At 61.6% G+C, this 13,275-nt stretch carries 14 protein-coding genes; 6 read left to right on the forward strand and 8 right to left on the reverse strand.

The window, feature by feature from the left end; all coding sequences use genetic code 11:
* Positions 1 to 16: 16 nt before the first annotated feature.
* The 5 genes from dnaA to NKI88_RS06215 form a co-directional block, all read right to left on the reverse strand.
* Positions 17 to 1,561: a chromosomal replication initiator protein DnaA gene (gene dnaA / locus NKI88_RS06195; RefSeq protein WP_031204276.1), complete on the reverse strand. Its 1,545-nt coding sequence runs from the start codon at positions 1,559 to 1,561 to the stop codon at positions 17 to 19.
* Between the two features lie 845 nt (positions 1,562 to 2,406).
* Complete coding sequence (gene rpsT / locus NKI88_RS06200) at positions 2,407 to 2,673, reverse strand: 30S ribosomal protein S20 (RefSeq protein WP_023681995.1); 267 nt, start codon at positions 2,671 to 2,673, stop codon at positions 2,407 to 2,409.
* A gap of 159 nt (positions 2,674 to 2,832) precedes the next feature.
* Positions 2,833 to 3,606: an enoyl-CoA hydratase gene (locus NKI88_RS06205; protein WP_023681994.1), complete on the reverse strand. Its 774-nt coding sequence runs from the start codon at positions 3,604 to 3,606 to the stop codon at positions 2,833 to 2,835.
* 40 nt (positions 3,607 to 3,646) lie between these two features.
* On the reverse strand, positions 3,647 to 4,537 hold the full coding sequence (gene mutM, locus NKI88_RS06210; protein ID WP_023711432.1) for a bifunctional DNA-formamidopyrimidine glycosylase/DNA-(apurinic or apyrimidinic site) lyase: 891 nt from the start codon (positions 4,535 to 4,537) through the stop codon (positions 3,647 to 3,649).
* On the reverse strand, positions 4,530 to 5,768 hold the full coding sequence (locus NKI88_RS06215) for a phosphopentomutase (protein ID WP_023692566.1): 1,239 nt from the start codon (positions 5,766 to 5,768) through the stop codon (positions 4,530 to 4,532). Before NKI88_RS06215 ends, mutM begins: the two co-directional genes overlap by 8 nt.
* A gap of 176 nt (positions 5,769 to 5,944) precedes the next feature.
* Between NKI88_RS06215 and NKI88_RS06220 the strand changes: the two genes are divergently transcribed.
* The gene (locus NKI88_RS06220; protein ID WP_352654224.1) at positions 5,945 to 6,898 is read left to right on the forward strand and encodes a PhnD/SsuA/transferrin family substrate-binding protein; all 954 of its coding nucleotides are present in this window, start codon (positions 5,945 to 5,947) and stop codon (positions 6,896 to 6,898) included.
* A 25-nt stretch (positions 6,899 to 6,923) separates the two neighbouring features.
* Here the strand turns inward: NKI88_RS06220 and NKI88_RS06225 are convergent, their stop codons facing one another.
* From NKI88_RS06225 to NKI88_RS06235, 3 genes are all read right to left on the reverse strand, one after another.
* Positions 6,924 to 7,559: a TadE/TadG family type IV pilus assembly protein gene (locus NKI88_RS06225; RefSeq protein ID WP_352654226.1), complete on the reverse strand. Its 636-nt coding sequence runs from the start codon at positions 7,557 to 7,559 to the stop codon at positions 6,924 to 6,926.
* A 25-nt stretch (positions 7,560 to 7,584) separates the two neighbouring features.
* Positions 7,585 to 8,202, reverse strand: a complete 618-nt coding sequence (locus NKI88_RS06230) for a TadE/TadG family type IV pilus assembly protein (protein ID WP_031196259.1) — start codon at positions 8,200 to 8,202, stop codon at positions 7,585 to 7,587.
* A gap of 155 nt (positions 8,203 to 8,357) precedes the next feature.
* A complete protein-coding gene (locus tag NKI88_RS06235) occupies positions 8,358 to 8,780 on the reverse strand; it encodes a pilus assembly protein N-terminal domain-containing protein (RefSeq protein ID WP_023681988.1) in 423 nt (140 codons plus the stop codon).
* A 345-nt stretch (positions 8,781 to 9,125) separates the two neighbouring features.
* On the opposite strand from NKI88_RS06235, the gene NKI88_RS06240 reads away from it, so the two are divergent.
* The 5 genes from NKI88_RS06240 to NKI88_RS06260 all read left to right on the forward strand — a co-directional run bounded on the left by NKI88_RS06240 (position 9,126) and on the right by NKI88_RS06260 (position 13,263).
* Entirely contained in the window at positions 9,126 to 9,296 is a 171-nt protein-coding gene (locus NKI88_RS06240; RefSeq protein ID WP_023681987.1) for a Flp family type IVb pilin, read from the forward strand.
* 149 nt (positions 9,297 to 9,445) lie between these two features.
* Positions 9,446 to 9,964, forward strand: a complete 519-nt coding sequence (locus NKI88_RS06245) for an A24 family peptidase (protein WP_023703464.1) — start codon at positions 9,446 to 9,448, stop codon at positions 9,962 to 9,964.
* Between the two features lie 205 nt (positions 9,965 to 10,169).
* Positions 10,170 to 10,982 carry a Flp pilus assembly protein CpaB gene (cpaB, locus tag NKI88_RS06250; protein ID WP_023681985.1) on the forward strand — a complete coding sequence of 271 codons (813 nt, stop codon included), beginning with the start codon at positions 10,170 to 10,172 and terminating at the stop codon, positions 10,980 to 10,982.
* Positions 10,979 to 12,511 carry a type II and III secretion system protein family protein gene (locus tag NKI88_RS06255; protein ID WP_023681984.1) on the forward strand — a complete coding sequence of 511 codons (1,533 nt, stop codon included), beginning with the start codon at positions 10,979 to 10,981 and terminating at the stop codon, positions 12,509 to 12,511. The genes cpaB and NKI88_RS06255 overlap by 4 nt, the downstream gene beginning before the upstream one ends.
* Positions 12,512 to 12,525: 14 nt before the next feature.
* Positions 12,526 to 13,263 carry a CpaD family pilus assembly protein gene (locus NKI88_RS06260; protein ID WP_352654228.1) on the forward strand — a complete coding sequence of 246 codons (738 nt, stop codon included), beginning with the start codon at positions 12,526 to 12,528 and terminating at the stop codon, positions 13,261 to 13,263.
* Positions 13,264 to 13,275: the final 12 nt, after the last annotated feature.

The following is a 13,275-nucleotide window of genomic DNA, read 5'->3' on the forward strand; positions in this document are numbered from 1 at the left end:
CCGTTTGCCGCGCCGATCAGGCTTGGTCGTTGATCAGCCTGCGCAACAGTTCCAGTTCCTGCGCCAGCGTGTTGTCGACGCCGGAAAGGTCCTCGATCTTGCGCACCGCATGCAGCACCGTGGTGTGGTCGCGCCCGCCGAACCGCCGGCCGATCTCCGGCAGCGAGCGCGGCGTCAATACCTTCGACAGGTACATGGCGACCTGCCTGGGCTTCACGATGGTGCGCGTGCGCCGGTTGGACAGCAACTCGGTCTTCGACACATTGTAGTGGCGCGCCACGATGCGCTGGATGTCCTCGATGCGCACCCGCTTCGGCTCGCCAGAGCGATAGATGTGCCCCAGGATCTCGTCGATGCGGTCGATGGTGATCGCCGGCTCGAACGACTGACGAAACAGCAGTTGGTTGAACGCGCCCTCCAGCTCACGACCGCTGCCGGTCACCGTGCGGGCGACATGGTTGAGGATCTCCTCCGAAATATTGAGCGATGCATCGTCAACCTTGGCGGTGGCAAGCCGAAGTTTGAGCATGCCTATGCGCATGGCGAAGTCCGGCGCCGACATTTCCAGCGCGACACCGCCATTGAGGCGCGAGCGCACCCGCGGTTCCAGCGATTCCAGTTCCGACGGCGGCCTGTCGGCGGCAACCACCACTTGCTTGGCGCTGTCGAGCAGCATGTTGATGAGATGGCAGAATTCGTGCTGGATCGACTTGCCCTGCAGGAACTGCATGTCGTCGATGATCAAGAGGTCGATGTCGCGCAGCTGTTCCTTCAGCGTCAGCGCATTGTTGTCGCGGATCGCGGTGGCGAAGCGCCACATGAAATATTCGGCCGTCAGATAGACGACGCGCGATTTCGGGTTCTGTTTCAGGGATTCGGCCGCAATCGCCTGCAAAAGGTGCGTCTTGCCGAGCCCGACGGTTGCATGAAGGAACAGCGGGTTGAAGCGCACCGCGCTCGACTGCGATTCCGCCACGGCTTTGGCTGCGGCGAAAGCCACCCGGTTCGACGGGCCTTCGATGAAGGAGCCGAACGTGTAGCGCGGGTCGAGCGGCGACCCCAGCACATTGTGCCGGAATTCGCTCTCGATCGGCGTGCCGGGACGAGGGGCGGGCGCCCGCTCCATCCTGCCGGGGCCGACCGTGCCGGCCGCCAATGCGGTCTGCGTATGCTTGGTCATCTTGCGCGCCGGCACGACCTCGGGTTCGACGCCATTGCGGGCCGGACGGGTCGCGGTGCGCACGACCATCTCGATCTTGAGGATTTCGGGATCCTCGTGCTTCCACAGATCGGCGATGAGATCGAGATAATGGCCATTGATCCACGAGCGCAGGAAGGCCGTGGGCACCGAGATGCGTACAATGCCCCGGGAAGCCTCAGCCACCTTCATACGGCCGAACCAGCTCGAATAGACCTCGGTTCCCAGGCGCGCCTTCAATTGGGCCTTGACCCGGTCGAACTTCTGTTCCGCGTCGTTGGAAGCCGCCATATCGTGCGCTCCGACCAATGTTCCGGGAAATGGCAGGTCGCCCGTAAGCTCCCGCTCGATGCCGCTCTGCATGATTGTGCGTCCCTTTTCCTTTGTACCTTTTTCCCGCCGGGAGTGCGCCTCCTGCACCCATGTTTCCGGCGACCGTATCTTCGCTACAACACCACCGCCGCCGCCGGCGGATGACGTTGCCTCGTCAAAAAGGGATGGGTCCCGGCTGCTTAAAGCCAGTCCGTCTGACATGTTCGGGCAAAGCGGTGCTACCCGGCGAAAACGCCGGTGCGCCATCAAGCTGCCATGTACAATTACGCCAGTCCCCTATCGTATCGAAAAGGCAAGCCATACCCGTTCGCGGAATTGATCCACGTCATGAATTCTGCCACTGTTAGCTGGCCGATTCAGGCTGGGTTAAGGGCTAATGGCCCGTCCCTTTCGATAGACCGACATTACCGAAATCGCTGTGGATAGGGCAAGGCCACCTCTAACGGATTTTTAAGGAATCTGGTTAGTGAACAACGGTTCGGGCTCCGTGCTGGAAGCGCATATTTTGACAAAGCCATTGGGATTCAAACCCTTTTGCCGCGAATATGAAAATGGCTGTGCGGTTTGAAATTTTCTGAAATAATTCGCTTGACACCAACTTGCTGCCTGTCGCCCACAGGCTATGTGAACAAGCTGTGGATCACTTCCAGCAAGCCACTGAAAAATATCAGCAATTTGTGACAGCCAAATTTATTGGCGTGGGCCGTTTCGGCGGATTGGAATATCAGTGGGAGTGTATGTGCCGGCAAAGCATTCCGGACTCTGGAATGCGGCTCGGGCGTGTTTTGCGGTCGTTCTTTTAAGTGCTTGCCGGCAAACGAAAAACCCGGCGCGATTGGCCGGGTTTGAAAGAACGACAGTTCAGGAACGGTCGATCAGGCCGACAGCACCTTGAGGCGGTGAGCCAGACGCGACACCTTGCGCGATGCCGTATTCTTATGGATCACGCCCTTGGTCGCGGCGCGCATCAATTCCGGCTCTGCGGTCTTGAAGGCTTCCAGCGCGGCTGCCTTGTCGCCGGCAGCCAGTGCCTCTTCGACCTGGCGGACATATGTACGCACGCGCGAGCGGCGGTTCTTGTTGATCGCTGCGCGGCGGGCGATCTTGCGCGTTGCCTTTTTGGCCGAGGAGGTATTGGCCATGATGCCTCTCTTCTGATCTGGTGGGCGCATGCGGGATGCCGCAGGGCGCAAAAAACAAACGGGCAGCCAACGGCCGCCTCGGTTGGAGCGGCTTATAGTTCAGCTTTTCCGGCGCGTCAACGCCGCTTTGGCTTCTTTTTGGTCCGCGCCGCCGCCACTCTAGCGATTGGTGAAATTCGGCTTCCGCTTCTCGGCAAAGGCTGCCATCCCTTCCTTCTGGTCGTCGAGCGCAAACAGCGAGTGGAACAGCCGGCGTTCGAAGCGCAGTCCCTCCGCCAGCGTCGTCTCGTAGGCGCGGTTGACTGCCTCCTTGGCCATCATCACCGATGGCAGTGAAAACTCTGATATCCTGGCCGCGGCCTTCATCGCCTCCTCGATCAACTCGCCGGCCGGCACGACGCGGGAGGCCAGGCCGCTGCGCTCGGCTTCGGCGGCATCCATCATCCGACCGGTCAGGCACATGTCCATGGCCTTCGACTTGCCGACAAAGCGGGTCAGCCGTTGCGACCCGCCCATGCCGGGAATGACGCCGAGCGTGATTTCGGGCTGGCCGAATTTCGCCGTGTCGGCGGCAATGATGAAATCGCACATCATCGCCAGTTCGCAGCCGCCGCCCAGTGCATAGCCGGCGACCGCCGCGATCATCGGCTTGCGCGCACGGGTAAACTCTTCCCAGCCGACGAAGAAATCCTGCACATAGGCCTCCGCGTAGGTGACGGCCTGCATTTCCTTGATGTCGGCGCCCGCCGCAAAAGCCTTCTCGGAACCGGTGATGACCATGGCGCCGATGCCGGGATCGGCGTCGAACCCCTTTGCCGCCGTCAGCAAATCCGCCAGCACCTGCGCGTTCAGCGCGTTCAGCGCCTTGGGCCGGTTCAGCGTGATCAGGCCGACCTTGCCGCGCGTCTCGACGATGATGGTTTCATAGCTCATGGGCTGGCCTCCTGGTTGCGGCACTGAAGGACCGTCTAGCTTACCGCTGGCAGGTCCGGCAATAAAAGGTCGAGCGGCCGCTTTGCACGATGCGCTCGATGTGGCCGCGACAGCCGGGCGTCGGACAGGGCTCGCCTTCGCGATCGTAGACCGCGAAGGAATGCTGGAAATAGCCCGGCGACCCGTCTGTGTGCACATAGTCGCGCAGCGAAGACCCGCCGGCGGCGATCGCATCGGCGATCACCGAACGGATTGCCTCGGCCAGTCGTTCGCTCTGTTCCTTGGCCTTCTTGCCGGTCCCGGCGATGGTGCCTGCCTCGCGCAATGGCGAAAGGCCGGCGCGCCACAGCGCTTCCGACACATAGATATTGCCGAGCCCGGCAATCAGCTTCTGGTCGAGCAGCGCCGCCTTCAACGGCGATCTGCGGCCCTTCAGCAGAGAGGCGAGCAGGGCGCCTTCCAGCGCATTGCCGGTCGGCTCGACGCCCAGTCCCGCGAGCATCGGATGCGCGTCGGCCAGGCCTTCCGCAAACAGCATGAAGCCGAAGCGACGCGGGTCGTTGAAGACCACGCGAGACTGGACGCCGACAGGCGACACGACATGGAACACCACATGGTCGTGCTTGGCATCCTTCGAGCGCTCTTGATGGAACGTGCCGGGCGTCTCTTTGTCATCAGCGGCCTCGATGCGGAACGAGCCCGACATGCCGAGATGGCAGATCAGCACCGGGCCACCGTCCAGGTGTATGGTGAGATATTTGGCGCGGCGGCCAAGCGCGATGACCGTCTTGCCGGTCAGCCGCTGCGCAAATTTCGCCGGAAACGGAAATCTGAGATCGGGCCGGCGCGCCTCGACGCGCACGATCCGCGCGCATTCCAGAACCGGCTGCAGGCCGCGCCGGACCGTTTCGACCTCGGGCAGTTCAGGCATGGCCGCCTATCGCCGAATGGAAGGAAGCGCCGTGGCGGCCGCGCGCCAGCTTGAGGTGTTCGGCGACCGTCTCGCCGATATCGGCGAAGGTGGTCCTGAGCCCGATGTCGCCGCCCGTGAGACCCGGTGCGGTGCCGATGACCGGGACGCGTTCGCGCGTGTGGTCGGTGCCACGCCATGTCGGATCGTTGCCATGGTCGGCGGTGAGGATGAGCAGATCGCCCGGCTTCAGCTTTGCCAGTGCCTCGGGCAGCCGGCGGTCGAAGGCTTCGAGCGCCGCAGCATAGCCGGCGACGTCGCGGCGATGGCCGAACTCGGTGTCGAAGTCGACGAAATTGGCGAACACCAGGTCGCCGTCGCCGGCATCGTCCATCGCGCCCAGCGCCTTGTCGAACATTGCCATGTTGCCGGGCGCCTTGCGTACTTCCGAGATACCGCGGTGGGCGAAGATGTCGCCGATCTTGCCGACCGCGATCACCCGGCTGCCGCGCCCGGTCAAGCGGTCGAGCAGCGTCGGCTCAGGCGGCGGCACGGCGTAGTCATGGCGGTTGTAGGTGCGCTCGAAGGTGGCTGATGTTTCGCCCAGGAAAGGCCGTGCGATCACCCGTCCGATCTTCAGCGGATCGACCAGCCGGCGTACCGTCTTGCAGAACTCGTAGAGCCGCTCCAGGCCGAAATGAACTTCGTGCGCTGCTATCTGCAGGACGGAATCGACCGAGGTGTAGCAGATCGGCTGGCCGGTGCGGATATGCTCCTCGCCGAAGCGCTCGATGATCTCCGTGCCGGGCGCATGGCAGTTGCCGAGAATGCCCGGCACCTTGCCCTCGCGGATCATCGCTTCGGTCAGTTCGGCAGGGAAGGCGGGCACCTTATCGGGGAAATAGCCCCAGTCGAACCGCACGGGCAGCCCGGCGATTTCCCAGTGACCCGACGGCGTATCCTTGCCGCTCGAAATCTCCTGCGCGGCGCCGTGGAAGGCGGAGGCTGAAACGGCGGCTTTGCTGTCGAATTGGAAGCCGGTTGCGGTTTCTGCTGCGCGGCCGAGACCGAGCGAAACCATGGTGGGCACCTTCAGCGGTCCCTCGCGCAGGCCCTCGCGATCGGCGCGGGTTTCCGCGCAGGCCAGCGCGATATGTCCGAATGTGTTCGAGCCGGCGTCGCCATAGCGTTCGGCATCGGCGGCGCCGCCAATGCCGAAAGAATCGAGAACGAAGAGGAAAGCGCGTGACATCGGTGCCGTCATTGCCAGTCTGGTTGACCAGACATAAGGTCCCGTCGCGGCATTGGCAAATCGTAAACCAGGCGGCAGCGGCCTGGCGCAATAGTCGCGAGGTCGGGCAGGCGCGCTGTACGCATCCTTGAGACATGCGATGCGCTTCAAGGAAACGGTGTGCGGGGCATGGATCGATGAGACGGGCTGACCTCGGTTGGAGTGCACTAGCGACCACTGTAGCGCTCCTGGCCTCGCAGCTCGCCGCGCACGCCGACTGGCGCGACCAGATCGGCACGTTTCGCATCGGCATCGTTGCCGAGCCGGGCGCCGGCAACACGGTTCCGGGTCTGGCCATGCTGACTGACGCCTACGGCAGGGCGCTCGGCATGAAGGTGGAATTCGTCGTCGCGCATGACTATGCGGCGCTGATGGAGGCGCAGGCCAATGGCCGGATTCAATACGCGGTCTATTCGGCGACCGCCTACGCCACCGCCTCGGAGCGCTGCGGCTGCGTCGAACCTCTTGTGGCGCCGGTCGACGCCGACGGTGCCACGGGCATCCGCTCCGTGCTTTTGACGCGCGACGGCAGGCTTTCCGATCTCGCGGCCCTGGAAACGCACCGCATCGCCATGGCGCCTTCCGACTATGTCGGCGGTTCGCTTCTACCGCTCGCCGGGCTGGCGGCCGACGGCATCAAGATCAGTCAGGATGCGCCATTCCTCGCTCATGCCGGCTCGGCTGCCGCCGCAGAAGCGATGCTGGCCGATGGCCAGGCCGATGCCGTATTCGGCTGGGAGCGGGCCACGGCGGAAAACCGGACGGCGATTGCTGGCGATCAGCCGGCTGATCCGGACGGCACGGCGGCGCGGCTGGAGGCGGCGGGCATTCCAGAAGCCGCGCTCCAGATCATCTGGACCTCCGGCGTGCTCAGATACGGCCCTCACGCCGTCCGCAGCGATCTTGACCCCGAAGCCAAACGCCGACTGACGGTCTTCCTCACCAATCTCAGATCGCAGTCGCCGGAAATCTACGATTTCGTGGAATCGAAACATGCGGGAGGGTTCACGCTCGCCGCTGCGAGTGACTATGCGATGGCCGCTTCCATCGTGCGCCTGGTGTCAGGCAGCACGGACAGCAGCGCGCAATGACCCGGGTTGAATGGGTAGAACTGCTTCAGCAATTGCTGCAGGGGATCGAGGTGGCCCGGCGCGGCCTGAGATAGTAGGTTTCGCTCATCGTTATTTTGCCTTCGTTGAAGGCCGAGATAAATCCGAGCGGCTTTTCGGCGCTTTCCGACCAGGAGATGATCGGTTCATATTTGAGAGTGGTTTTGACACGAATAAGGAAAGTCCCCGCAACGTTGAGCGTCGCCGGAACAGTGGTGGAGCTTGTCGGGTTGGAGTCGCGGCTCGTGACCCCATTCAGCACGCGCCAGGACCACGCCACCTTCGCCTTCGGTGTCGGTTTGCCCGGATCGGCTTCGATGTCGATTGCTGTGATGAAGATATCGGCGACTGAGCGGTTATAAGGCTGAAGGCTGGAGTTTCCGATTTTCATAATGTCGGTGAGATCTGCATTGACCACCGACGTTTGCTGCGTGACGAGGTCGGCAACCATGGAGCTAATGCGGCTGACCTTCTTGCTGGCCTCGATGGCTTGCGAGGCCTCCATGGTAACGAAATACATGATCAGCAAGACGGGCACGATGAGGGCAAACTCGACCGCCGCTATGCCCCGCCGATCGGCACAAAACCGCGCCGCTCTCTTCCAGACAACCGATATCCCCGGATGTGCCCCCGCACGAAACATGCCCTTTTCCTTTGCTACACGTGCCTCAGTTGTCGAATGGCTCGTTTTGCCACGTTGCCGTTGCGTAATGCAGCGTCTTGCCGCCATCCATATTCGACATGTATTGAGCCATGAAATCGGTCATGACCGGCCAAGGGTAGAAAACCCGCAGCATGTTCTTTGATTCTGCCGGACCTATTGTGGGGGTCCCGAAAGCCGGGTCCTTGCCTGTATCCGGATCCTTGCCCGTCAGCGTGATGGTCGAGCCGGAAATCTTGAAACCCGCACTGGCTGCCCCGGCAAAGGTCTTGAACGGGCGCAGATCAACCAGCAAACCGGGGCAACCCTTGGCGACAATGATCTCGAGCCTGGCGCAGACCCTACCCTTTAGCTTCTCTTCCGTCACATCGGCTTGCCTCAACTGGCCAGTACGCAATTGACGGGCGATATCATCGGTGATGTTGGCCATCACCTCCTGTCCGGCAAATGAAATGCAGCTCTCGAGGATGGCGAAGACGAGAGCCGCAAACGGTAACGCAAGCATGGCGAATTCTATCGCCGTGCCGCCGCGCCGATCGCCAAGGAAACGACGGGCAAACGTCACGCGCCCTGCCTTGGCCTTGCAGATCTTGCGTCTTGAATCCTCGTCCAAAACGTCGCCCATATCCCGTTCCTGCCGATCCTGATGCGGTACCGTCAGCACCACTATCAAGAACCCATTTAGCTCCGGTTTGAATGACCGTTAAATTCGACCAGGCGACATTAACCGGCCGCTAACCGACGCGGCTCTCCCCCAGACAATCAAGTCACCTGAGGCGCTTACTGCCCAGCGCTCATCTCGGCCTCGGACGACTTTTCCGAGTCGCTCTTATACGAGCTTTCGCAATAGGGCGTGCAGGACATGGTCTGGACCGAGGCGCGCCTGTAGATACGCACCGACGACGCGTCCTGGCGCACCACGGTCACCTGCTCGTCGACGATCGGGCTGCCATCGTGGTCGAGGACAACCAGATTGGTCACGCCGAACCCCTTGCCCGTCAGCACGATCGTCGATGCATCCTGGACGGAGGCGTCGGCGATCGCCGGATTGCCGACGACGATGGTGTCGGCGGGGCGTGTCAGTTTGACGATCTTGGCCTGGTTCATCGTCACTTCGATGCCGGCTCCGGCCTTGGCCGGCAGCACGAAAGCCGGGACGGCGAGAAGCGCGACAAGCAGGAATGACGATTTCATGGCGGTCATCGAGGCGCTCCACAGCGGCAAAACTTGTTCACGGAACATGAAGGAGATTGGTGAACCAACGGTTAAACCCTTGACCGGCGCCGGGTATTCGCTCCAATCTTGCTGCCAGCTAATATAACAATGCGTCCTGCCGATAGCCGTGAAATTACAGCTTTTCACGGGCAGGCGAGCTACTGTCCAGCGTTTAGTTTACGGTTAACCACGCAAGCTGTTCGAAGCGGGAAAGGAATCGGTAAGGCTGTTTATTAAGCCGATTGAAAGAGCTTCTCCGTAGATTAGCAGCATCCGATCAACCACCACAGAAGTTGACGGAAGTGCTGTAACACGTGGAGTAGGAGCTCTCGAATGTCTAATCTCATCGCACGTTTCGCGAAGGACGAATCCGGCGCGACCGCTATCGAATACGGTCTGATCGCCGCTCTCATCGCGCTTGCCATCATTTTTGGCGCTGGTCAGCTCGGCAACGCCCTGAACAACAAGTTCATCGCCATCGCCGGTAAGGTGAGTGGTTCGTAATACCCTGGTTGCCTTAGAGATAGGGGCCGCCTGACTGGCGGCCCTTATTTCATCGCGTCGGGTGGTTTTGAGTAACCCAGTCTCATCGATCGTTAATCATATATGTCTAGGCTGAGGCTGGATACAGTTGGCAACAGGGTGTCGCGCCCATGCTCGAAGCGTTGATCTTCGTCATCTTTCCTTTTTGCATGCTCTTCGCCGCGATCTCCGACATGCTGTCGATGACGATCGCCAACCGCGTACCGGTGCTGCTGCTGGCGGTGTTTGCGCTGGTTGCGCCGCTGACGGCCATGGACTGGGCAACCTATGGCTGGCATTTCGCCGCCGGCGGCCTGGTGCTGGCCGTGACGTTCGGTCTGTTTGCACTCGGCGGCATGGGTGGCGGCGACGCCAAGCTGCTCGCCGGCACCGCCGTCTGGATGGGGTTCAACATTCACCTTGTCGAGTATCTCGTGATATCGACGTTCATCGGCGGACTGCTGACGCTCGCCATCCTTCTCTACCGGAAATCGCCGCTGGCGATTTACACCAGCCACAATCTATTCCTGCGCCATTTCGCCGACGACACGACTGGCGTTCCCTACGGCATTGCACTCGGCATTGGCGGGCTGCTGACCTATCCGGATTCACCCCTGATGGTTTGGGCACTGGCAAAGCTGGCGAACTGAAACAGCAAGCAACCTTTGCCGCTCCGACATCGGTCTGAAAAGAGGCGGCTGGTCGCCCTTTCTGTCGTCGGAGCAAGGGTCCGTCCAATTTATGTAAACCTTAAATTAATCACGATCGTAAGCATTGCATTAACCTTGTTTTGACGATTGCCGCTGCAAAGTCCGGCCTGGCTAGGTGGTTGCCTAAAGGCGAGGGTTCGGACAGATGCCAGCATCCCGACTGATTATTCTGGGCGTGGCGGTGGCTGCGGCGGGTGGTGCAGGTTATGTTGCCAAGAATATGGTGGCAGTCCCGCCCCAGCAGGTCGTCGCCGATGCCCCGCAGGCGCCGGCCATTGCGTTGCAGGATGTGCTCGTGCTTTCCGGCGACGTGCCGATGGGCAGCCCACTTGAGAACAATCTCAGCTGGGAGTCCTGGCCGTCCGATGGCATCAATGCGAATTTCATCACCCGTGCCGCCGAACCCGAAGCGCGGGAGAAACTGAAGGGCTCCGTCGCCCGCATGGCGATGTACACCGGTGAGCCGCTGCGGCGCTCCAAGCTGATCGGCGAGGGGCAAAGCTTCATGTCTTCGATCCTGCCCACCGGCATGCGTGCCGTCGCCACCGCGATCTCGGCTGACACGTCGGCAGGCGGGTTCATCCTGCCCAATGATTTTGTCGACGTCATCATGACCCGCAGATCCGACACCGGCAACGGCGGCAGCGGATTCACCACCGAGACCATCCTCAAGAACATCCGCGTCCTGGCGATAGATCAGACCATCCAGGAGGACGAGGAAGGCAAGAAGACCAGGGTCGGACAGACGGCGACGCTGGAACTGACGCCGCAGCAGGCCGAGATCATAACCGTCGCCCAGCAGATGGCCGATCGCCTGACGCTGGCGCTGCGCTCAATCACCGACAACAAGGAAAAGGGCACCGATGAAGCCGACTACCTCGTTTCCGGCAGTGGGCGGCGCGGAACGGTGCGGTTGATCAAATCGGGCGAAGTTTCCGAAGTAGGGGCAAGGAAATGAGGTTAGTCGCTAAACTGCCGGTCACCATGGCTGCAGCCGTCGGCCTGCTTTTCCTCGGAGCCCATGCAAGTGGCCTCGGCGACGCCAAGGCCGCCGGAAAGAGCGTCGGGGTCACGGCCTCGACCGCCACGCAACGTGTCAAGCTCGGCCTCAACAAATCGGTCGTCATCGATCTGCCGAGCGACGCCTACGACATCCTTGTCGCCAATCCCGCGGTCGCCGATGCGGTGACCCGCACCGCAAGGCGCATCTATCTGTTCGGCAAGTCGGTGGGCGAAACCAACATCTTCGTCTTCGGTCCCAATGGCGAGCAGATTGCCAGCCTGGATCTGGCCGTCGAACGCGACGTCGCCGGATTGGAAGACTACCTCAAGCGCTTCCTTCCGAATGCCGAGATCAAGGTCGAATTGCTGAACGACAACGTCGTCCTGACCGGGACGGTGGATACGCCGCTCGATGCCAAGCGCGCCGTCGATCTGGCAACCATCTTCGTGTCCGGCGGTGAAGCGACGACGGGCCAGTATTCGCAGACCGCGGCCGGCGGTAATGCCAATGGCGGCGTCGACATCAACAACCCGGATGCCGAACGCCGGGTCTCGAAGATCGTCAACCTGCTACAGATCATCGGCGACGACCAGGTGACGCTGAAGGTGACCGTGGCCGAAGTCAGCCGCTCGGTGATGAAGCAGCTCGGCGTCAACATGGTTGGCAGCGGCAGCATGGACGGCATCGCCTACGGTGCGCTGAGTTCGCCCAACTACGGTTTGGGAAAGCCGCTTTCGCAGAATTCAGGCTTTAACTTGGGCGGCAGTGGCCTCAAAGCCTACATCAATGCCATGGAGCAAAGCGGCGTCATGAAGACGCTTGCAGAACCGACCCTCACCGCGGTTTCGGGCGAGAAGGCAACGTTCAGGGTCGGCGGCGAATTCAATCTCATCACGGCACGTACGAACAACGTTTCGACCGACAACCAGACCGGCCAGGTCACCTACACCAACGAAAAGCTGGAATACGGCATAGGCCTCGAGTTCCAGCCCGTTGTGCTGTCGGCGGGTCGGATCAGCCTCAAGGTCAGAACATCGGTTTCGGAGCCGACCTCGGAAGGTGCTACCACCCTGGAAGGCGGCGGCAGCTTGCCCGGCCTGACGCTTCTGTCGATCCGCAAGAGACTTGCCGACACCACCGTCGAATTGCCGTCGGGCGGTTCGATGATGATTGCCGGCCTGGTTCGCGACGACGTCCGCCAGGCTGTATCGGGCTTGCCCGGCCTGACCAAGATCCCGGTGCTCGGCACGCTATTCCGCAGCCGCGATTTCGTCCGCAATGAAACTGAACTGGTCATCATCATCACGCCTTATCTGGCTCGGCCGGTGGCGCGCAACGACCTGGCTAAGCCGGACGACAATTTCAATGCCGCCGGCGATGGTCCGGCCATGTTCCTTGGCCGCGTCAACCGCGTCTACGGCACCATGCAGACCGACAAGCCCAACGGCCGCTACCACGGCGTTGTCGGCTTCATCTACAAGTAAGCGGGGAAGCGGACATGTCTCAGTCAGCATCAAAGGTACTGGCGATTGCCGCAACGGCATGGTCTGGCCGTGGCCGGATCCGCCGATCGGCAATGCCGATCCTGGCGGTCGCGATCGCCGCCTCGCTTGCCGGTTGCGCTAAGCGCGACAGCATCACGGTTGGGGCGATTCCCGATGATTATCGCACCACGCATCCGATCGTAATTGCTGAGAAGAACCAGAAGCTCGACCTCCCGGTCGGCGCCGGCGATCGCGGCATGACCGGCTCGCAGCGCGACACGCTTCTGGGCTTCCTCGACGGTTACGACAAGAGCGCTGCCCCGGCGCTGACGATCGCAACCCCGATCGGCTCGGCTAATGAGGTCGCGGCGACTGCCGCGGCGCGCGATTTCGCAAGGCTGGCGGTTGCCAGGGGCATCAAGCTAAACCGGATCGTGGTGACCTCCTACCAGTCGGTTTCCCCGGAAGCGTCGGCGCCTATCCGCGTTTCCTATATTTCGGTGAGAGCCCAGACCGACAAATGCGGGCGCTGGCCCGAAGACATCCTCGAAACCTCCGAAAACAAGCACTACGCCGATTACGGCTGCTCGTCTCAAAACAACCTCGCCGCGCAACTCGCCAATCCGACCGATCTGCTCGGGCCAAGAAAGTCGTCCGACATCGACGCCGAGAACCGCGGCGCGGTGATCGACGTCTACCGCGGCAGAGGTATTTCGGACGAGTTCCTCGGCAATTCGGAAGTGACGTACTAGGAGCGCCGGTCC

It is taken from the genome of Mesorhizobium sp. M0317 (assembly GCF_040321555.1).
Lineage (GTDB): Bacteria > Pseudomonadota > Alphaproteobacteria > Rhizobiales > Rhizobiaceae > Mesorhizobium.